Source organism: Oceanipulchritudo coccoides, from assembly GCF_010500615.1.
GTDB lineage: Bacteria > Verrucomicrobiota > Verrucomicrobiia > Opitutales > Oceanipulchritudinaceae > Oceanipulchritudo > Oceanipulchritudo coccoides.
In genome coordinates, this window is record NZ_JAAGNX010000001.1 from 256,414 (window position 1) to 278,292 (window position 21,879).

11 protein-coding genes and 1 tRNA gene are annotated in these 21,879 nt (G+C 53.1%); 10 read left to right on the top strand and 2 right to left on the bottom strand.

What is annotated here, in order from left to right; all coding sequences use genetic code 11:
• Positions 1-170: 170 nt before the first annotated feature.
• The 9 genes from G0Q06_RS00965 to G0Q06_RS01005 all read left to right on the top strand — a co-directional run bounded on the left by G0Q06_RS00965 (position 171) and on the right by G0Q06_RS01005 (position 18,856).
• A complete protein-coding gene (locus G0Q06_RS00965; RefSeq protein WP_238710182.1) occupies positions 171-1,760 on the top strand; it encodes a sulfatase in 1,590 nt (529 codons plus the stop codon).
• A 17-nt stretch (positions 1,761-1,777) separates the two neighbouring features.
• A complete protein-coding gene (locus G0Q06_RS00970) occupies positions 1,778-3,223 on the top strand; it encodes an arylsulfatase (protein ID WP_163961554.1) in 1,446 nt (481 codons plus the stop codon).
• Positions 3,213-5,075: a glycoside hydrolase family 36 protein gene (locus G0Q06_RS00975; protein WP_163961556.1), complete on the top strand. Its 1,863-nt coding sequence runs from the start codon at positions 3,213-3,215 to the stop codon at positions 5,073-5,075. The genes G0Q06_RS00970 and G0Q06_RS00975 overlap by 11 nt, the downstream gene beginning before the upstream one ends.
• Positions 5,076-5,155: 80 nt before the next feature.
• Positions 5,156-6,700, top strand: a complete 1,545-nt coding sequence (locus G0Q06_RS00980) for an arylsulfatase (protein ID WP_238710184.1) — start codon at positions 5,156-5,158, stop codon at positions 6,698-6,700.
• 25 nt (positions 6,701-6,725) lie between these two features.
• A complete protein-coding gene (locus G0Q06_RS00985; protein WP_238710185.1) occupies positions 6,726-8,267 on the top strand; it encodes a sulfatase family protein in 1,542 nt (513 codons plus the stop codon).
• 16 nt (positions 8,268-8,283) lie between these two features.
• The gene (locus G0Q06_RS00990; RefSeq protein ID WP_238710186.1) at positions 8,284-9,429 is read left to right on the top strand and encodes an aldose epimerase family protein; all 1,146 of its coding nucleotides are present in this window, start codon (positions 8,284-8,286) and stop codon (positions 9,427-9,429) included.
• Positions 9,430-9,440: 11 nt separating this feature from the next.
• Positions 9,441-11,000 carry a sulfatase family protein gene (locus tag G0Q06_RS00995; RefSeq protein ID WP_163961560.1) on the top strand — a complete coding sequence of 520 codons (1,560 nt, stop codon included), beginning with the start codon at positions 9,441-9,443 and terminating at the stop codon, positions 10,998-11,000.
• A 119-nt stretch (positions 11,001-11,119) separates the two neighbouring features.
• Entirely contained in the window at positions 11,120-14,647 is a 3,528-nt protein-coding gene (locus G0Q06_RS01000; RefSeq protein ID WP_163961562.1) for a hypothetical protein, read from the top strand.
• 696 nt (positions 14,648-15,343) lie between these two features.
• Entirely contained in the window at positions 15,344-18,856 is a 3,513-nt protein-coding gene (locus G0Q06_RS01005; protein ID WP_163961564.1) for a right-handed parallel beta-helix repeat-containing protein, read from the top strand.
• Positions 18,857-18,967: 111 nt separating this feature from the next.
• Here the strand turns inward: G0Q06_RS01005 and G0Q06_RS01010 are convergent.
• Positions 18,968-19,054 (bottom strand) — tRNA-Leu (locus G0Q06_RS01010).
• A gap of 115 nt (positions 19,055-19,169) precedes the next feature.
• Between G0Q06_RS01010 and G0Q06_RS01015 the strand changes: the two genes are divergently transcribed.
• Positions 19,170-19,907, top strand: a complete 738-nt coding sequence (locus tag G0Q06_RS01015) for an energy transducer TonB (RefSeq protein ID WP_163961566.1) — start codon at positions 19,170-19,172, stop codon at positions 19,905-19,907.
• A 2-nt stretch (positions 19,908-19,909) separates the two neighbouring features.
• Here the strand turns inward: G0Q06_RS01015 and ilvB are convergent, their stop codons facing one another.
• Positions 19,910-21,718: a biosynthetic-type acetolactate synthase large subunit gene (gene ilvB, locus G0Q06_RS01020; protein WP_163961568.1), complete on the bottom strand. Its 1,809-nt coding sequence runs from the start codon at positions 21,716-21,718 to the stop codon at positions 19,910-19,912.
• Positions 21,719-21,879 lie beyond the last annotated feature (161 nt).

The following is a 21,879-nucleotide window of genomic DNA, read 5'->3' on the forward strand; positions in this document are numbered from 1 at the left end:
CGTTGTCTCTGCCTTTTCTCTGCCATAAAATGTATTTGGCGGATATGGCCGATCAATTGGCACTCAGTGACAAATGCCTTTTCAGGAATCCTCGTATATTATATGACTAACGAAGCAGAGATCGAACGAAAATCCCCGCACAAAAATCCCCTTAAACCTTACCCTGATCGATGAACTTTTTGAATGCCTTTTCAAACCGTCTTAAGCCTCTGGCGGGGACACTCCTTTTGTTCGGTGGGCTGTGCATCTCTATGGCCTCGGCCGATAAGCCCCTGAACGTCATCTTTATCGCGGTTGACGATATGAATGACTGGGTTGGCGTGGTCGGAGGCCATCCACAGGCCAAAACGCCCAATATGGACCGTTTGGTCGAGTTGACCGGGGCAATGGTCTTTAACAGAGCCTATTGCCCAGCTACGGTATGCGGCCCTTCGCGGTCTTCAATTCTAACGGGCCTGCGTCCCTCGACCACAGGTGTTTACGGGAACGGGAATAACCTCAAGGCTTCACCGGTGGCAAAAGATGCCACGACGCTGCCACAGTATTTTTCCGAGCACGGCTATCATACTCTTTCAAGTGGGAAGATATTTCACAAGCATCCGGTCTGGGAAGGAATGGATGAGGGGCAATGGGCCTTTGATGAGTGGGCCTCCAACGGCGGAAAGACCGGAGTGGATACTTCCAAGGGCCCGCTCAATAAATTGCCCATGCTTAAAGGTGGCGGAGGAAGAAAGGGTAGGGGCCTGGAATTTGATTGGGGACCAACCGGTGTCCCGGTTGAAGAAACGGGAGATTACAAGACCTGTGCATGGGCGGCCGAGCAGTTGGATCGGGATTTTGACGGAAAGCCCTTTTTTATGGCAGTAGGCGTATCAAAACCGCACCTGCCTTTTTATGTTCCCCAGGAATTCTTCAACATGCACCCGCTCGAGGATGTCCAGATCCCAGAAATCGTCCCGGATGATCTGGACGACATAAAAAACCCGAAAGGAAAAAACAAGTTTAAGCCGTCGGATGATTTCCAGCGCGTACAGAATGCCAACATGTTCAAGGAGGTTACCCAGGCCTATCTGGCCGCGGTCTCCTATGCCGATTACTGCGTTGGCGTGGTTCTGGATAAACTGGAGAAGAGTCCCTACGCGGACAACACGATTGTCGTCATCTGGGGCGACCATGGCTGGTTCCTCGGGGAAAAGCTCAGGTACCGCAAAACCCATCTTTGGGAGGAATCAACGCGGGTACCCTTGATCATTCGTGTTCCTGAATTGACGCAGCCCGGCTCACGGTCCAACCGCATTGTCAATCTGTTGGATCTGTATCCGACGCTGGCGGAATGGTGCGGGCTTCCCACCAAGGAAGGTCTCGAAGGTGTTAGCTTCGCCGACCTGAAGAGCCTTGCACCCGAGGATGAGCGCCCGACCTTGACCACAATGGGGTACAAGAACCATTCGGTCCGCGGTGACCGGTATCGATACACCCGCTACGACGACGGGACCGAGGAGCTCTACGATCACTTGAAGGATCCCATGGAGCGCCGGAACCTGATCACAGATCCCGAAATGAAACCGGTTGTGAAGCAGATGAGGGCATACCTCCCCAAGCATGACGAGCCAAGAAGCCCCGACAACGACATAGACAAAAAGCGGTTGAGAAGAACTTTGGGCAAAATTTTCAAAATGGATCCGAAGTACAGGGACATGGCAAATCGCGGTGAACTGGATCCGGAGTTCGTCAAAAGCATTTTCAACGAGACCAAGTAATAATTGGAAGGAAAACGATGAAACGATTTCTGATAATTAGCCTACTGGGTCTCATGCAGACCGCCTTTGGGGGGACCCCGCCAAACGTCATCTATATTCTGGCCGATGATTTGGGGTATGGCGACTTGAGCACCTACGGGCAGACACATTTCAAAACGCCCAATATTGATTCCATCGCTGACAACGGGATAAAATTCAGCCAGCACTACTCCGGAGCGCCTGTATGTGCGCCTTCGCGGAGCACTTTGATGACAGGCCTGCATACAGGCCATGCCCCGATTCGGGGAAATGGATTTGTCGATCCTGAAGGGCAGATGCCGATGCCAGCGGACACGTACACGGTCGGGCACCTTTTCCAGCAGGCCGGTTATTCAACAGGACTTTTTGGAAAGTGGGGATTGGGCGACCCTGAAAGCGCCAGTGAACCCTTGAAAATGGGGTTTGAGCGATTTTATGGATACAACTGCCAAAGACAGGCACACCACTATTATCCCTATTACCTTTGGGATGACGACCAGCGTGTCATGCTCTGGGAAAATTTCGGCTACGAGCGCGGGGAATATGCCCCGGACCTTATCCAGGACGAAGTCCTTGGGTTTATCGAGGCCAACAAGGACAAGCCTTTCTTCTGTTACTACGCATTGGTTCAACCGCACGCTGAAATGTTCGCTCCCGAGCCTTACATGGAAAAGTATCGTGGAAAATTCCTTCCTGAGAGTTCCTACGAGGGGACGGACAGTGGGCCAGATTTCCGCAAATACGCCTATGGGTCACAACCGGAGGCCCATGCTGCTTTTGCCGCCATGGTCTCAGTGATGGATGACGATGTCGGCGAGATTATGGCCAAGCTGGAGGAGTTGGGGATCGCCGATAATACCCTCGTGATTTTCACTTCCGACAACGGGCCGCATCAGGAGGGCGGGCATGATCCGGAGTATTTCAATTCCTCAGGGAGCTTGCGCGGATTCAAGCGCGATCTTTACGAAGGCGGCATTCGCGTACCGATGATTGCCAGCTGGCCCGGAAAAATCGAGCCTGGCACACAAACTGATCATGTTTCGGCTTTTTGGGATGTCCTACCCACGATGGCAGACGTCCTCGGCCAAAAACTCTCCGTTGAAGTGGATGGAGTTTCCTTTTTGCCAACCCTTCTCGGCGCGGAGTCCCAGGCGAGCAGTCCGATGTATTGGGAATTTCATGAAAAAAAAGGCAGGATAGCACTGCGCAAAGGCAATTGGAAAGCAGTCCGATACAATGTCGCTGTAGATCCGGATTCCCCATTGGAGCTCTACGACCTTTGTCAGGATCCGTCTGAACAAAAGAATATCGCGGATCAATACCCGGAGATTGTTGCGGAATTGGATGGATTGATTGGATCAGCCCGCACGACTTCGCCGGTTACAGACTTCAATTTTCCTCTTAAGCGTAACGCCCCATCCGGGGCCATGGCTCATGAAAAATAACTTTATGACCTCCAACTCAAAATTCCTACCGGTGCTTGTCACCTGCTCATTGTGTTTGTTGCAAGCGCCCGTTTCCTTTGGTCAGTCGGTTGACTGGAAAGGCATCACGATTGATGTTGAAGCCACTCATCGGGTTGCCGTTGAACATCAAATGGTTCCTGATAAGAACGGCTTTCAGCGTCTGGAAATCATTTTATCCAATCCTGGTGACGCCCTGCTGACCATTAAGGAAATCGATATTTCCATACCGTTTAGGAAGACATTATCCGAAGACCTTGAAGTAATCTATGGAAGCAGTTGTATGGGCAGGCGCCCCATGTTGCGGGAAACTGTTGAAGACGATGGGAAATTGAGCTACAGTTACATGTATGAGATGATCAGATCATCCGAAGGCGAGTACCTGCTCGCCGGGTCCCTGAGTTGGCGGATATTCCTTCCGGTACTGACCGTTTCAGAAAGTGCCGTTTTGGTATATTCCGATGGGGAAGGCAAACAGCTCCTCCCCGGCGAATCCATTTCCTACGAACCAATTATCATTAGGCAAGCACCCGACTGGATTGAATTACTCAATGAGTTCGGGAAAGCCATCGCCCTGGAAAACGGCATCAAGGCAATCAAGAAGACCGGTTTTAAGGGCTGGGCGACTTGGGACTACTATGGCAGACTTTTTGAAGTGGATGATGTGATTGGAAACCTGGATGCGTTGAACAAATTATACCCGGCTGCCAATCTGATCCAGATCGATGGTGGATGGTGGACTGAGCGCGGCGATTATACCAGCGTTCGTCCGGATCTGCAGGGCGGCATAAAGGCCATGGCTGACCAGATAAAGACGGATGGAAAAACCGCTGGATTGCATTTCGACGGATTCCGGGCGGATCTTGCCTCGGAGGTCTACAAGTCACACCCGGACTATTTCCTCCACGACCAGCACGGGAATGTCATCGTGGAAAAAAAGCAATTGTTCGACCGGGTGATGAATTACATCTACTTTGATTATTCACATCCCGGGGCCCGTGCCCACATCGCCGCCTGTGTCCAGCAGATGCGGGAATGGGGCATCACGTATTTCAAGGTTGATTTCATGCGCTATGGTCTGGAGTCCGAAATTAAACAAGCCCATCCCTCCGTCACCAAAGTGATGGCTTACGATCCTTCGATATCCGGGGTGGAGCGTTTTCGCCTGGGCATGCAGGCAATTCGCGAGGCTATTGGTGAGGAGAACTATTTTCTTGGATGCTCTGCTGTCTTTGGGCCCTGCATTGGTTTTGTCGACGGTATGCGAACGGGCGGTGACGTCCATCCAAAGTTTGAGGCCTTCTCGGAGCGTTGCCTCGCTAACAGTGGAAACTTCTACCTCGACGGCACTGTTTTTAACGGTGATGCCGATTACCTTGTTTTCCGGGAAGCTGCTGATGAGGATGAACGCGTATCCCGGGACAACCACAAGTCGGGAGGCAGCCTGGAAATGCACGAGGCTGCAATGTGGGCGGACTATAACAAGATCTACGGTAATTGCCGTTTGCAGAGCGACAATTTGATGTCCCTCCGGGCCGAGCGGAAGGAACTGGTCCGTGAAGTCTTCGAGTGGCCTGCCATGGACGAATCGGTGCCTCTTGATATCTGGAATCACGCGGCAAACAAGCAGGATGGATTTGAACTGATTCTTGCCCAGCAGGGGGATGACATTTTTCTCGGTGTCTTCAACTGGGGTGATTCCCCGAGAACCTACGATCTGGCCGCCTTCGGCAAGAATCCCGCCCTCATTTTGGAGGGTCGCCACTCGACAGTACTGACGTATCAAGGAACTGACACATTCAACCAACTGCGAAGAAAGCTCCAGAGGAAATAGTGCAGGGAACGGGGCATTTCATGTTATATCAAAGTGTAATGAGGCATCATTACATCAGGTTACTTGCCATCATTTTTGCAATGGCACCGCTGGTTGCGTGTTCCTCGCCTGAAGCGCCTGTCCTGACAGGACAACCCAACATCTTGATCATCCTGGTGGACGACATGGGGTACTCCGACATCGGGTGCTTTGGTGGAGAGGTGCAAACCCCGAACATCGACCGGTTGGCGGAAAACGGGCTGAAGTTTTCCCAGATGTATAACACCGCCAAATGTTATCCGACCCGGGCAAGTTTGCTCACAGGGGTCTATTTCCAACGGACCGACAGGGACTTCTCAAATACCGCTACTCTCGGGGAAGTGCTGCGGCCCGCTGGGTATCGCACGCTTTGGTCTGGAAAGCATCATGCGCGATTCAATCCGATGGACCGCGGATTTGATCGCTTTTATGGCCTCCTCGGCGGTGCTCAAAACCATTTTAATCCGGGCTCGAAAGCAGCTCCGGGACAGCCAGCACCAGCCGGTAAAGGTGATGGCAACCGATGGGTGATCAACGGGAATGAAGTTAGGGACTTTATCCCAACGGATCCAAAGTTTTATGACACTGATGCCTTCACGGATGAGGCCTTGAAGTGGTTGGACGAATACAATGAAGAGGAAAAGCCCTTCCTGCTCTATATGTCTTACACAGCCCCACACTGGCCGCTTCAGGCATGGCCTGAAGATGTTGCCAAATATGAAGGCGTTTATGACGAGGGCTATGAAATAATTCGAAATGCACGCTACCAGCGACAGATCGAGCTGGGCCTCATCGACCCGGAAACATCTCCGTTGCCGCCCATGGAGCTGGCGAAGAAATCTTTAAAGTGGGGCGACCTCTCCCCGGACGAGCGCCGGAATCAGATAATGCTCATGCAGCTGTATGCCGCGATGATTGACCGGGTCGACCAGAATATCGGTCGTCTTATCAACCGTTTGGAAAAGCAGGGCAAGTTGAATAACACGATGATTCTTTTCCTCTCGGACAACGGAGCCTGTGCAGAGTATCCGAAAGTACAAGTAGTCGATCCGGAGGCACCAATCGGTTCCGTCGCCAGCTATCCGAGCTATGGGACCAACTGGGCCACGGTCAGCAACACGCCTCTGCGCAAGTGGAAGACTAGCAGCCATGAGGGAGGCATCCGCACGCCAATGGTCGTTCATTGGCCGGCAGCCATTAAGCCGCAGGACGGTTGGAACCGTGATCCCGTTCATCTGATCGACATCATGCCGACTGTCCTATCCGTTGCCGGTGCGGATTATCCACGCCAATCCGGTGGATCGCGTATCCCGGCGCCCGATGGTCTCAGCCTTTTACCCGCTTTTCAGGGTCAGCCGTTGCAACGCGGGGAACCTTTGTATTTTGAATTCAACAAAGGCGCAGCCATTCTCGATGGGAAGTGGAAGCTAGTCCGTCTTGGGCTTGAGTGGGAGTTGTATGACATGAAAGTGGATATGACGGAAACAAACAACCTCGCTCAGGAGCACCCTGGGATTGTCGAGTCCATGGCAGCCAGTTGGCACCGCTGGTGGACGGAATGCACGGGCATGAGATACGATTACGCAAAGCGGAAGGACTACAATTAGAGGGATGGAATTTGGATCAAAGTTTATGACCGGAATTTTTCCGGGGACCGGTATGCAGAAGCACCTTCGCGTCGTGGCGTTTTCAATTCTTGTTTTTTTGCCATTGGTCGGTGTTGCTGAATCTTCGAAGCCCAACATTCTTTTCTGCATCGCTGATGATGCCTCCATGAAGAGCTTTGGTGCATACGGGGACACTTTTATTGAAACGCCGGCAATTGATAAACTGGCCCGGGAGGGGCTTGTCTTCGAGAACGCCTTCAACGGCAACCCCAAATGCGCTCCCGCACGTGCCAGTCTGGTTGCTGGAATGTACAGTTGGCAACTGAAGGAGGCTGCCAATCACTGGCCCCTCTTCCCTGAGGAGTTTGCATTCTATCCGCACATCCTGATGGAGAAAGGATACCATGTTGGGTTTACAGGGAAAGGGTGGGGACCTGGCGTTTATAAAACAGAGCATAACCCGGCTGGCCCGGCATACAATTCAATCAAGACGAAACCGCCTTACAAGGGAATCAACAAGATTGATTATGCGGGTAACTTTGCCGCTTTTCTTGATGAAAAGGAAGATCGTCAGCCCTTCTGTTTCTGGCTTGGTGTGAAGGAACCCCATCGTGCGTACGAGGAGGATTCCTGGAAAAAAGCAAACCGGAATCTCAATGACGCAACAGTCCCCGGCTTTTATCCGGACAATGAGACAATCCGTGGAGACCTCCTGGATTACGGACTTGAAGTGGAATGGTACGACAGGCATGTCGGGTTGGCGGTCGAATTGCTCGAAGAGCGCGGCTTGCTGGACAATACCCTGATCATCGTCACATCCGATCACGGGATGCCCTTTCCGCGGGTCAAAGGACAAATCTATGAGGAGGCTTTTCGTGTCCCCTTCATTGTTTACTGGAATGGCGTCGTCACGCCCGGGCGTATCCTGAGTGACTATATCAGTTTTGCGGATGTCGCCCCTACACTGATGGAGGCGGCTGGGTTCGAGGCGCATCCTCAAATGACGGGTAGCAGTTTCCTCTCGATGCTGAAGGCGGAAGATTCAGGGCGGTTTGATGCAAGCCGTGACCATGTCCTTCTCGGAAAGGAGCGGCACGATACGGGGCGGGCCAACGAGGACGGAACAGATCTAGGGTATCCTGTCCGCGCCATACGAACTGACGAATACCTCTATGTGAAAAACTTCAAGCCTGAGCGTTGGCCTGTCGGCAACCCGGAATACGGTTGGCGTAATTGCGATGGCTCGCCGACAAAGGATTTTATCACTCAACTGGATCCGGATTCGGCGGACTACAGGTACTATTCATTGAATTTTGGAAAACGGTCTGGAGAGGAACTCTACCGGATTAAGGAGGATCCCGACTGCCTCGTAAACCTGGCCGACAACCCGATATACACATGCGTCAAGGAGCGTCTTCATGACCAGATGGTCGCCGAGCTGACCGAACAGGGCGATCCGCGTATGCTGGGTCAAGGAGACATCTTCGACAAATATCCTCACGAGGGAAAGATTTTCAATTACGACACAGGCAAAATGGAAGGCTTCAAACATCCATCACGGCCTTAGGCAGAGAGATTTTTAAATGATTCACTCAATCACAACCATCCCTAGGGGTCTTATCAGCAAGTTATCCTGCCCGATGGTCTTCCCGTCTGTTTTGGCGGCTATCATACTGACCGGATGCATATCCTCTGAGCAGGCTGATGCGTCAAGCGAACAGCAATTCGTGTTGACGAACAGCAATGGTATGGAAGTTCGGCTTGCTCCTTATGGGGCGCGGGTCACTTCGATTATGGCTCCTGACCGTGAAGGCAACATGGCGGATGTTGTGCTTGGCTATGACGATATTGATTCCTACAAGACCGCCGCGAAAAAGCCCTATTTTGGAGTGACCCTTGGCCGCTATGCAGGACGGATTGCCAACGGGCGTTTTACCCTGGATGGGGTTGAGTATGTTCTACAGAAGAACAATGGACCCAACCACAACCATGGCGGTTTAATCGGGTTTGATAAGGTTCTCTGGTCAGCGGAAAGAATCCCTGACGGTATCCGGTTCAGTTATCTTTCTCCCGATGGAGAGGAAGGGTACCCGGGTTCACTCGACGTGAGCGTGACCTACACCCTCACGGATGAGAATGAGCTCATGATCGATTACCGGGCAACGACCGACAAGGCGACACCGGTCAATCTGTCAAACCACACGTATTTCAATCTGGCGGGCGAGGGGGCAGACACGGTCATGGATCACCTCCTCATGATCAATGCGGATGCCATGCTACCCATCGGTGAGACGTCTGTTCCAACCGGTGAATTTGCCAGTGTTGCCGGTACGCCATTTGATTTTCGCCTGCCCAAAAAAGTTGGCCTCGAAATCGATACGGAAAATGTTCAATTGGCCAATGGCAGCGGTTACGATCACACATTTGTCCTGAACGGATACGGGAGTGAGAAGCAGGTGCTGGCAGCATCCCTCTACGAGCCGATCAGCGGACGGGTATTGGAAGTTTTCACGGAGGAGCCGGGGATGCAGCTCTACACGGCCAACTTCTTGAACGGCACCTTGGTTGGCAAATCAGGAAAACCCTACATGAGACGGAGTGCGCTCTGTCTCGAAACCCAGCATTTTCCTGACAGCCCTAATAAGAGTGATTTTCCCAATACAATTTTACGCCCCGGCAAAGTGTACGAGACACGGACCGTCTACAAGTTTTCCACTAATAATCTTTAACCCTTACCTCCATGAAAAATATACATAAAACCCTCCTTCTTCTTGGCTCCATGGCTGGTCTTTCTGCCTCCTTCGCAGAGACACCCAACATCATTATCATCTATGCCGATGATGTCGGATACGGCGATCTGGGTTGTTATGGTGCCACCGGTGTTGATACACCCAACTTGGACATGCTGGCTGAAAGCGGTGTGCGCTTCACTTCCGCCTATGCGACAGCCGCTACCTGCACGCCGTCACGGTATTCCCTCCTGACAGGTGAATACGCGTTCCGCAATGATGATGCGGTCATCCTTCCGGGGAATGCACCCTTGATCATTGACCCCGCCAAACCGACGATTGCCTCGCTGCTTAAATCCAATGGTTACGCCACGGGATTGGTCGGCAAGTGGCATATCGGATTGGGAAGTCCCAGTGAGCCGCTTGATTGGAATGGGGAAATTGCCCCCGGCCCGAGGGAAGTGGGTTTCGATTACTCATTTCACATGGCGGCTACGGGCGACCGTGTCCCTTCAGTCTACATTGAAAACGGTCGCGTTATCGGTCTGGATTCCGGTGATCCGATGGAAGTGAATTATCAGGAGCCCGTCGGAAATGATCCGACTGGAATATCCCATCCACAGTTGCTCCGCACTCAGGCGGATGAACAGCACGCGAAGACCATTGTCGATGGCACGAGCCGTATTGGCTACATGAACGGGGGCAACTCTGCCCGCTGGACCGATACCGAGATGCCGGATATATTCCTCGGAAAGGCCGTTGAGTTTATTGAATCAAACGTGGAGGAACCGTTTTTCCTCTATTATGCAATGCATGAAAATCACGTTCCCCGTCTACCTCATCCGCGCTTCCGTGGAGCCAGCAGCCTGGGCGTTCGAGGTGATGCCCTTGTCCAGATGGATTGGAGTATCGGCCATCTCCTCGAGGTCTTGAAGGTAAACGGTCTGGACGAAAATACCCTGATCATATTCACCAGTGACAATGGTCCGGTCCTGTACGACGGTTACTATGATGGCGCCATGCAATTGAACAAGGAACACCGGCCCTCCGGTCCCTGGCGCGGTGGAAAGTATAGTGCATGGGAAGGCGGTACCCGCATGCCTTTTATCACTTACTGGCCCGGAACAGTTGAGTCCTCGATTTCGGATGCCCTGATCAGTCAGGTGGATCTGCTGGCCAGCCTTGCCGCCCTGACGGGAGTGGAAGTCCCTGAAGAAAGAGCCACTGACAGCCAGAACCTCCTGGATGCCTTGCTCGGCAAAACAGAAGTGGGTCGCGAGTACCTTATTGAGCAAGCGGTCAAGATGGAGGCCATCCGGAAGGGCCCGTGGAAGTACGTGCCGGAGGGCGAAGTCACCAACAGGGGCAAGATCGGGAAATTTTATACGGATACCATTGCAGCGCCGGGCGCACTGTTCTACTTGCCTGAGGATCCTGGTGAGGAGAATAATTTGGCCCATCTGTATCCGGCCAAGGTTGAGGAGCTGAAAGCGCTTCTCGACAAGGAAGTGGGTGCTAAGTCTGCCCGCGCATCCACCCGTGATCAATTGGGAGGTGCGGTTAATAAGTAGCAAAATTTTGATACATTTCTCTAAACCGCCACAGGGTGAATGCCCGTACAAATTTCATTCAATATCATTCCAAAAAGTCAGTTCTTAAACAAACAATAACCACTAAAATACTCCACACTATGAATCCAAAAACTACATTTAACGCTAAATCATGGGTGACGCCGATTGGCCGGTTGTCCCTGGTTTTATCCTTAATCTGTGCTACCCACATATCCTTTGCCCAGGAAACCGAGGAAGGTGAGGAAGATATCTTTGAATTGTCACCGTTCGTGGTATCCACGCAGGAGACGGGATGGTATGCGACTGAGACCCTTTCAGGCAGCCGCCTCCGCACCAAATTCGACGACGTTGCCTCACAAGTTGAAGTGTTGACCATGGAATTCATGGATGATTTCGGAGTGAACAGTATCGAGGAAGCATCCATCTACTCACTCAACGCTGAAAACAGTGAGGAATACCTGGCTACCGATGATGGCCGACAGAGCCTCTCTGGCAGTCTCCGGATTCGCGGAATATCCAACGCCACCCGGGGCAGGGAATTTTTCGCGGCCTACATGAAGCCCGATAATTACAATCTGGAGCGGGTCACCCTTTCATCCGGACCCAATGCCATCTTGTTTGGCACGGGAAGCCCGGGGGGTGTCGTGAACACGACCATTGCCCGTGCCCGGTTCGATGATTCCTTTCAATTCAAGGTTCAGTTTGATAGCTGGAACAGCAAACGCTATCAGTTCATGGCAAACCGGGAAATTATTGAGGATGTGCTCGCGGTGAAAGTGGCTGCCGTTTACGACGACCGTCAATTTGAACTTAAGCCCTCCGGGGAAATTTCCAGGCGTTTCTATGGAACAGCGATGTACAAGCCATTTAAGAAGACCAGCATTTCATTCCATATTGAGGATGTTGAGATTGAGAGTCGCCGTCCTGTAAGAAACCTTCCCTACGATCGCGTATCGGTATGGGCCAACGCCGGAGACCTCGGATCCGTTTACCCGAACGAGTATATTTTCCCCAATGATACCGCATGGATTACTGGGGGCACTGGGATTGCTGACGGAAATGTTTTCAGCCAACATGATGCCCGGCCTACGCTCCTGATCGGGCCGAATCCAGCCGGCGTGCCATCTGTTCAAAGTTACAACAATACTGTAGTTCCGGGATTAAGGACCAATTATGGCGGGGTCAACGATCCATTGGTCGATCCTGTTAACGTAGACAACCGGGGAACCACCTTCGTTGATGGGTCTTACTATCCAACCACTTTGAACCAGCTTTATTACAACGAGTCTGAGCGTGACCATAACAAGGTTTATAATATCTTCCTTAATCAGGAAATTCTTGAGAACCTCTACCTTGAAGCAGCCTGGCAGCGTGAAGATTATGGTGATAGTCTGGGAACCTGGATGACCTTCAATAGTTCCACGCAGCTTACTGTGGACCCCAATCAATTCCTTCCGGATGGCGTCACTCCGAATCCTTATGTTGGCGAGCTCTACTTCGAGGGAGATGGGAAATACGAACGCGGTGAACGAGACCGTGATGAATATCGTTTAGCATTGTCCTACGACTTCGATTTCAAGGATCACTTTGACAACGTGATCCTGCGCAACCTAGGCCGTCACCGTCTTGCGGGTTTATACAACAACCGCCAGTCAGAATCCATCAATCAGGAATACAAGCCGAGGATCGTACCGAAGTTCAACGAGGCAACCGGGCTCTATTATGATCCGCAGATTCCGAATTTCCCATATTTTGATGCCGCTCGACCACTGATTGATTCAGTCGATCCCCTGAATTTGAGTCAGGGCACAGACCGAACTTTCCATGTGCGGAATTACGTAACCCTCAATGGAAATTATTCGATCATCCAACCTCCATTTGATCTGTTGAACGGCCAACCCATCAGCTTTTTAGACGCCAACGGGGAGGAATGGATTCTGGATCCGGAAAATGCCGCCGTCGGCACCAATGGCGAACGCCTGACAACGGGCCGGAACACAGTCGGAGTAAAAGATAAAATCACCACGGCACAATTTGCCTATACCGGATACTTCTTTGATGACCGGCTTGTCTATACTTTCGGATACCGTGAGGACGAGTTGGAGTCCGCCGATGAGATAGCACCCGAATGGACATGGCTGAACCGGGAAACTGGGACCACCCAGTCGGGCGGATTCATCGCCCACCGTTCCCTCTATGGCTATGAGAAATTCGGCAGTGAAGATACGGATAGGGATTCAGGCATTACGCGATACCACGGTGTTGTTCTGCATCCGTTCAGGGGTTGGCGCTGGAAGCTGCCTTTAGGTGCTGATCTGTCACTCCATTACAGTAAATCCGATACCTTCCAGGCGAATACCCCGCGAGTTGATGCGAATGGGATAACTGTTCCGGGTGAGCAAGGTGAGGGTGAGGATTATGGATTCAGCCTGAGCCTCTTTAAGAATAAATTCTCCATGCGGTTTAATCGTTTCAAGGTTACCTCATCTCCCTCTATCGGTGCCTTTAATGGCATTCGTGGGAGAATTCGGCCAACGGTCCGCAATTTGCTTTATGGCTTTGGTGCCGCGGATCCCAACGGGGACGGGACACCAGCCTTCCAGGACTATGAGGAGTTCACGACCCTGCTTTTCCCGGATTGGCCATTCCTCGATGATCCCTCGGCTGACGCGAGGAAGATCTACCCATTCTGGGCAAGCGATAACTTCAATACAGGTGATTTCGGGAATGAATTGGATCCCTACACGACAATCGCCAGTGCTGAAGCAACGGGGACGGAAATCACGATTCGGGTCAGTCCGATTGATAATCTTGATATCCGCTTCACCTACACTGAACAGGAGGTCATTCAGACTGACATCGCTGGAAACTGGATGCGGTTCATTGATAAATTCACCGCTTTCATGGACAATTCGCCCAACACCCTCTTCGTCGAGGGGTACAACCCGGCGGACAATCAGGCACAATACACGGATCCCAATGGATTCGACATGGACGGTTTGGATTTGGATCCGAACGACGGCCTTGCTCCGGGAATCGATTACTTCCGATGGGACCAGATTCCCAATGGAGGTTCGGAAAACTCGCGTGCCCTCACTGATCCAAATACCCCGTGGGGCCAAGATGACCTGAGTACCACAGGCGGTTGGACCAGAACAACCTTGAGGGAGCGCTTCATCGAACAGGCCGTGAATTCCAATCAAGGCGTCAACTTTGTCCAGAGCCTTGAAGGGCGACCCAATGATTTTGTACGCCAAAAGCGCTTCAATATCAATGCGATGTACCGCTTCCGTGATGGCGCCCTCAGGGGAACCAGCGTTGGACTCGCGTATCGCTGGCGTGAAGCCCCGACGATCGGCGTCCTTGCGGTGCCCTTTATCGACGACGGGGTTCAGGTAGGATTCAAGCCCGACACGTCCAAGTTCATCAAGGGCAAGGCTGAGAAGTCTATTGATTTGACCTTGTCGCACAGCGGGAGGTTTAGACCAATCAGTAATTCCCGATACACTGTCCGTTTGATCGCGCGTAACCTCTTTCCGGGTGACAACATTGTCCCAGCGGCAATTGATTCCTTCACCGGCGAGACCCTCACCGCGATTCGAACGAACGGCCGACAGTTTGTGGTCTCCTTTGAGCTGAAGATGTAATCAGCCTGAGTTTAAGTAATTCACTCAAATAGGGAAAGGAGCCTGCTGGTAGTTTTGCAGGTTCCGAGTAAAGGTTAGGTATGCTGCACCCCCTCCGAGGGGTGCAGCATATTTTTCAGGTTGGCAGCCTCTTCCTTGGCGAGGTACAGCAAATTTCCGTCAAGGGTCTTCCCATGACATCACCGTCAAGGTCCGCGTCGATCTCCGGGACAAAGGGGAGGACCTTGTATTTGCCTGTAATGTCATCAAAGATCCGTTTAATATCATCTCGCTGATTGCTTCCATAAATAGGGCCTTGGCTTTCGGGGTTGCTGATTCGGTCGCCTCGGCCGTTTTGAAGAGGCCCAAGACCGTATCCAGCCAGCCCGTTATCCCCAGATTTGGCGACAGTACGCAGCTGCAGGTGATCAAAACATATATTTCGGATTATCTGGGTATTTTTACTCTAAAAACATTACAAGTAGGAATGGAAAACTAGAAATTCGCTTTTGGAGGGGGTTAATCCTCCAAATTATGGTGCATTAAAGGGGTTTGAGACAAATTATGCAGGTGAAAGGCACAAAATCACCGCTCAATTCCTATTCACTTTAGGCTAGGATCAAGTCGAATCGCCCCGATATAGGACGGACGGTTTGGTGTCGGTACATACTGGCATCCCATATCTGAAATCCCCTAACCCTTGAAGATACCCACTATATGAAGCAGAAATCTGAAAGACCCCTGAAGCGCTTTCTTGGCCTTGTCGCGCTCCCCCTGATGGCCTTGGCTCTCCCCAGCTCGTCCGCGCTGGCGAATATTGTCAGCCTGAATGTTGCCTCCGCCGCGACCTGTAACAATACATCGGTCAGCAGTCCCTTCGGCATTGCCACCGAGGGAACAGTCGTCGGTAACTGGAATAATACCAGTTCTTTTGGCGCGTTAAACCCGACTGCCAATTTGGTCAATGACCAGGGGGTCGGAACCGGCATTTCCGCAACGATCCTCAATGCGGCGGGTCAGGCTTTCTGGGGTGCTTCCTATATCCAAACCCCTTGGAACTACGGGATCGCACACTATGTAGCGACACCAAACCCCGTCGAGGTGACCCTTGACAACCTGAACACGGCCTTTCCGACCGGTTATGTCGCCATTGTCTATGTTAATGGAGCGGCAGCCAACCCGGGCGCGGCCATCACCGATGGCACAACTACCTATTATTTCCAGACTTCCAATCCGCAAAACACGACGCCGATACTGATCACCGACACGAATTCGGGAGACGGCTATGACGTCGGAAACTACGCCAAGTTCGGCAGCAGTGGCACGCCGCTCACTTCGGACACGATCACGTTTACCATCCCTACGGGGAGTGTTGTGGCGAACAACGCCGGAATCGGCGGGATCCAGATTGTCGGTGTGCCGTTTGACCTGGCCCCTCCGGACGATCTTGTGGCGAGCACATACTACGTCGATCCGGTCTCCGGGAGTGACTTGAATTCGGGAACATCCGCCGGGTCGGCCTGGCAGACGCTGGGCAAGGTCAATAACTGGAACTTCGGTCCCGGTGACCAGATCCTCCTCAAGGCCGGTGCCACCTTCATGGGAAAAATCGTCCTCTCCGAGGATAACGGGGCAGCGGGAAATCCCATTGTTGTAGCCTCCTATGGTGCGGGTGCGGCCCCGATCATTGACGCCTCCGGCTACCTCGCCGGGGTGGTGATCCGCGACTCGGAATACATCGAGGTGCGCGACATTGAAATTACCGGTGATGGCGGCGCCATGGTTGACGGGTCGCCGGAAACAAACCGTTACGGGGTCTACGCGAAGAACAGCAGTTGCGGAGCGCTCAATAACATCATCTTGGACAATCTTTTCATTCACGATATTTACCCCAATGTCGGTACGGCAAGTGATGGTGCCACCGCTACAACTCACCAGGGTTTCGGGATTTCCATGGACGGGGGAGACGCCACACTTTCCCAGAATATTCAAATCAGCAACTGCGTGATTGACACTGTCGGTTTCAAGGGAATTGAACTGAAAAAGCTCGGTAACATTGAGGTCATTGACAACCAACTGCAGGATATCGGAGGACCCGGCATCCAGGTCACGACTGTCAGCGACCTCGTGGTGCGGGGGAACTCGATCGACAGCTCGGGATCGTTTGTTGATTCCCGCATGCATGGCCGCGGCAGCGGTATCTGGCCTTACGGAAGCGATCGCGTGCTGATCGAAAAGAACACGGTCCAGAATGCCCTCGGCAAGGCCGACTCCTGTGGCATTCACATCGATTCCCTCAACAACGATGTGGTCGTCCAGTACAACCTCAGCATCAACAATGCTGGTGGCTTTATTGAGATCCTCGGCAAGAACGTGAATTGCGCCTACCGCTACAATATCAGCATCAATGACGGTGCTCGCGTGGTGGGCCAGCCGTCCAACGGACCGGGCACATTGAACAACGTACAGCCCGGGCAGATTATCTGGACCAGTGGGTATAATTTTGCAGCCGACGAAGGGCCCACCAACAGCTACCTTTATAACAATACAATCTATGTGGGCACGGGCATTACCGGTAACTTCAACATTCATGAATCAACCGACGGACTGCTCATCGCCAACAATATCTTCTACGTGGTCGATCCGACTGCCGATGTCACACCTGCGGGGCTTGATGATTACACGGTGGCCATGGCCGACCGGGTTGTCTGGAACAACAATCTCTACCAGACGACGGGTATCGTACCGACCTTCAATCTTGATCTCTTCGGAGAAACTGGCGAAGTCATCGGTGACCCGCTCTTCGCCAATACTGGCGGGCTCACTGCCGCGGATTACATTCCTTCTTCAACCACCTTTGTTGAGGACCAGGGGATCGCCATTCCGTTGATAACCGGCGACACGGTCGGCCTGCTCATCGGTCTGGAAGTCGCCACGGATTATTTTGGTAATCCAGTCATTGGCTTGCCGGATATGGGGGCGATCGAGATTGGCGGCACGCCGTTCCCGATCCCCGCTGCCGCCTTTGCCTCGAATCCCGCTGCCGTGAATGCGAACTCAGTCACCATGACCTCGGTTGAAGGGCCGCTTAACACGGAATACTACTTCGTGGAAACTTCGGGCAACTTCGGCGGCGACGATTCCGGCTGGCAAAGCTCCCCGGTCTACGTTGACGACGGGCTCCTTCCGAATACGACGTATTCCTACACGGTAACCCTTCGTGACGTGCTGGACGCTGCAGGGGCACCCAGCGCCGCGGAGTCCGTCACCACGCCAGTGGTCACGCCATTCGACAGCCCGGTTGTCCTGGATGAGGGTTTTTCCTCCGAGCCCAACCCGATCAACACTTCGTTGCCATGGCCTGAAGAAACATGGTTCCTGCCGGCCACGAATGATGCGACAAAAGAAGTCGATAATTTCTCGGTATTCACGTTTAATGGCGGATTGCAAACGGGGTACGGTTACGATGAGACCTTGATCTACTGGTATTCCTCCCTCACATGGGACCTGGCACGCGACTACCGCTTCACTGGCGACTGGGAGATTAAATCCGTTCTCGCCAACACGCTTGGCCTCATTGTCGGTATCGGGGAATTTGATCCGTCAACGGGCGCCTTGATACAACGCGTGAAGGAAGTGACGACCGGCGAGCTGGTGACACCCGTTGTCGGCCAGACCGGCTCCTTCAACCTGTCCGTGACATCGACCGAGTTGGCCACTGCTGGCGTGAGCAGTTCCAACCGCGTTGGTGTGTTCCTCCAGCACGACGATGAGGGCACGCTCGGTACCCAGGCGGCCGGATCCAACGACGTATATATCGTGGATAATCTACGCCTCACAGGGACCATCGACCGCGACGGGGATGGTATTGATGATACCGATGAGCCCGGCTTGGGTCTTGATCCCAACAACCCGGATGATGGAGCAGAGGATCTCGACGGTGACAGCTTCTCCAACCACGACGAATACCTGACCGGTACAGGATTGAATGATCCCGCAGATTTCCTCAGCCCGGCACTCACCGCCAGCCCCACCTTGGCGGACCTGCTCGTGCCCGGTAGCAGTGTCCTGAACGGACGGGTCTATATCCTCGAGCAATCCACCACATTGGGTGGATGGACAGCTGTGGATGCCGTCAGCGGCAGTGATGCCCCCGGATTGGACATCCTCTTCCAGGTCGTGGATCCTGACGCTACCTCCTTCTTCCGCACCCGCGTGGAATGGGAGTAATCCAATTCTAATGCTTAGACGGTCCGGGGATAATTTCCCCGGGCCGTTTTTTTGTGACAAATTTGGCCGCCGATTAGCCCGGCCTTATTTTTGTAAGCTGTCGATAAACAGTGGTGCCCGGGGCGGGACTTGAACCCGCACGCCCTTGCGGGCAACAGATTTTAAGTCTGCAGTGTCTACCGATTCCACCACCCGGGCAAAGAATGGAAGGAGAGTGTATGGGGCCGAATTTGGGGTCAACGCCAATTCTCGGCCTGAAAAAATCTTTTGGATACGCCTTGGCTAAACAGGGGAATAGGTCTATATTTGGTATGTGAAACCAAGTTCAAAGTTGCTGTTGCTCATTGTTCTGTTGCTTCCTGTTGTAGGCCAGGCTGCTGCTGAATCGGCTGATTATGAGCCGGTCAAGCTGATCCGTCCCCTGGAGACAATTATTCCCCATGAGTTGAAGGAACTGGGGATGGTGAATCCACGTGCGAGTTTTCAGGTGATCGTGGGGCCAAAAGGGGAAATGGTCGATTATCTGGCGGTTTCGGCCACGCATGTGGGACTGCTTCCAAAAGCGGAGGAAAAGCTCTCCAAGGCGCGTTTCAAAGCGGCCACCCTGGATGGCGTCCCCACCACAGGAAAAATCACGGTCATCATCACTTTCTTCGACCCCGAGCAGCGCGCATGGAAGCAGGGATTTGCCGGTGCCCCGATGGGAGGCAACGTTTCCGATGCAGTGGCACGAAAGCTGTATCGCGCTGATCCCGACGCGGTTGCCTTCCAGGAATCCAAGCCAACGGAACTCGATTCTCCGCTTACCCTGGCTGAGACAAAACTCTACCGCCTGCACGCACCCGATGCTGAGCCTCCCTCCGGAGCGGTGATTGCCGAGTATTTCATCGATCACCATGGGCAGGTGCGACTTCCCGAAATCATAAAGAGTGACAATGAATACCTCAGTATGAGCGTAATCATGTCCTTGCGGGAAACCCGATTTGTCGAACCGACCAATGGCGGCCGTCCGACCTATGTGCGGGTTCGCCAGCCGTTTAACTTTGATTAAGCTTACCGGTTGGTCCGGATGAGGATATCCTTCGCGGACGCCCCAGCCGGGATGAAGGGCATGACGTGCTCAGTGTAAGGGACGACGACATCGAGAAGGAATGGCCCGTCGTGGTCGATCATCTCACGGATGGCGGCACGGAGGTCCTTCTTCTTGACCACGCGGCGTGACTTGACACCGAAGCCCTTGCAGATGGCTGGCCAATCCGGATAGAGGGCGTCGAGATTTTCGGGTCCACCGATGTTATCCGGGTGACCGAGGACAGTCTGTCCACGGGTACCCTCGTAAAGGATATCTTCCCACTGAACCACCATGCCAAGGTGCTGGTTGTTCATGAGCATGATCTTGACCGGGATCTTTTCCATGATGGCGGTGGCCAGCTCCTGGACATTCATCATGAAGGAGCCGTCGCCATCAATATCAACAACCGTCCGATCCGGGCAGGCGACCTTGGCACCGAGTGCTGCCGGGAGGCCAAATCCCATTGTCCCGAGACCGAGGGAGGAAATATAGCTCCGGGTCTTGTGGAACTTGTAGAACTGGGCGGCCCACATCTGGTGCTGACCGACGCCGGTGGAAATAATGGCCTCGCCTTCGGTTTCCTCGTACAGGGTCTGGATGGCCAACTGCGGAATGATGTGCGGCGACTCCTCGAACTGGAAGGGAAATTCCTCTTTCCAGCCGTTGACCTTCTTTGTCCAATCCTTGATGTCCGGCTTCTTGAATTTGCGCTTCTTGGCGAGTTCACAAAGCCGCTTGAGGGCATACTTGATTTCGCTATGGACCGGGAAATCGACAATCTTGTTCTTATGGTGTTCGGACTTGTCGATATCGATGTGCGCGACCTTTGCTTCCGGGGCAAACTTGGCAATGGCACCAGTGATCCGGTCATCAAAACGCGCCCCGAGGGCGAGCAAAAGTGAGCTTTCGCAAACCGCCCAGTTACCGGCCACGCCGCCATGCATGCCAAACCAGCGCAGGCTCTGGGGATGGTTTTCATCGAAGCCGCCGAGTCCCATCAGGGTGGAAGTCATCGGAAAACCGGTGATCTCAGCAAATTCCTTCAATTCCTCCTCGGCGTTACCGCTGACGATACCGCCCCCAGTGTAGATGACCGGACGCTTGGCCTCGGCACAGGCGTCGAGAATTGCGTTCAGTTCCTCATCAGTGGCCTTGGGGCTGTGCGAGTAGCCGGGGATGGCCATTTCCGCTTCAAGGGCTTCCTTGAGCTCTTCACCTTCGATGTATGCCTGCTGGACATCCTTGGCAATATCGATGACCACGGGTCCCGGTCGCCCGGTCTGGGCAATATAGAAGGCCTCTTTCACAACCCGTGGGATGTCTTTGATATTCAGGACGAGATAGGAGTGCTTGACGATCGGAAGGGTCATGCCGAAGACATCCGTCTCCTGGAATGCGTTCTTTCCGATAAAGCTCTGATGCACCTGGCCTGTGATCGCGATCAGCGGGATCGAATCCATCTGGGCATCGGCCACACAGGTAACAAGGTTGGTCGCCCCTGGGCCACTGGTCGCCATGCAGACGCCGGCCTTGCCGGTCGTGCGGGCGTATCCGTGCGCCATGAAGCCACAACCCTGCTCGTGGCGGGGGAGAATTGTGCGAATCTTGCCGGAGCGGGTCAGCCCCTGATGGATTTCCATGGAGGCTCCACCGGGATAGGCGAAAATGACATCCACACCCTCGCGCTCGAGACACTGGACAAACAGGTCGGCTCCACGGACTGCCGCCATCGGTTTGGCGGCCTTGGTGGAGGATTTCTTCTTAGGGCTCTTTTCGGATGTTTTTTTCATTTTTGCACAAGCTTATGGATTCCGGTTTCCTTGAAAGCGGTAAAGGCAGGCACCAACAGTTAGCGGCCCGCCTCAAGCGACGACGGGGACGACGAGCTCGACGACTACTAAAAGCTGAGCGATGGGCGTCCGGTATTTCACAATAATAATGGGTGAGGATT

What these genes read in the sequence shown, in the direction of transcription:
- G0Q06_RS00965 (WP_238710182.1), top strand. Translation starts at nt 171, where the DNA reads ATGAACTTTTTGAATGCCTTTTCAAACCGTCTTAAGCCTCTGGCGGGG.
- G0Q06_RS00970 (WP_163961554.1), top strand. Translation starts at nt 1,778, where the DNA reads ATGAAACGATTTCTGATAATTAGCCTACTGGGTCTCATGCAGACCGCC.
- G0Q06_RS00975 (WP_163961556.1), top strand. Translation starts at nt 3,213, where the DNA reads ATGAAAAATAACTTTATGACCTCCAACTCAAAATTCCTACCGGTGCTT.
- G0Q06_RS00980 (WP_238710184.1), top strand. Translation starts at nt 5,156, where the DNA reads ATGGCACCGCTGGTTGCGTGTTCCTCGCCTGAAGCGCCTGTCCTGACA.
- G0Q06_RS00985 (WP_238710185.1), top strand. Translation starts at nt 6,726, where the DNA reads ATGACCGGAATTTTTCCGGGGACCGGTATGCAGAAGCACCTTCGCGTC.
- G0Q06_RS00990 (WP_238710186.1), top strand. Translation starts at nt 8,284, where the DNA reads ATGATTCACTCAATCACAACCATCCCTAGGGGTCTTATCAGCAAGTTA.
- G0Q06_RS00995 (WP_163961560.1), top strand. Translation starts at nt 9,441, where the DNA reads ATGAAAAATATACATAAAACCCTCCTTCTTCTTGGCTCCATGGCTGGT.
- G0Q06_RS01000 (WP_163961562.1), top strand. Translation starts at nt 11,120, where the DNA reads ATGAATCCAAAAACTACATTTAACGCTAAATCATGGGTGACGCCGATT.
- G0Q06_RS01005 (WP_163961564.1), top strand. Translation starts at nt 15,344, where the DNA reads ATGAAGCAGAAATCTGAAAGACCCCTGAAGCGCTTTCTTGGCCTTGTC.
- ilvB (WP_163961568.1), bottom strand. Translation starts at nt 21,718, where the DNA reads ATGAAAAAAACATCCGAAAAGAGCCCTAAGAAGAAATCCTCCACCAAG.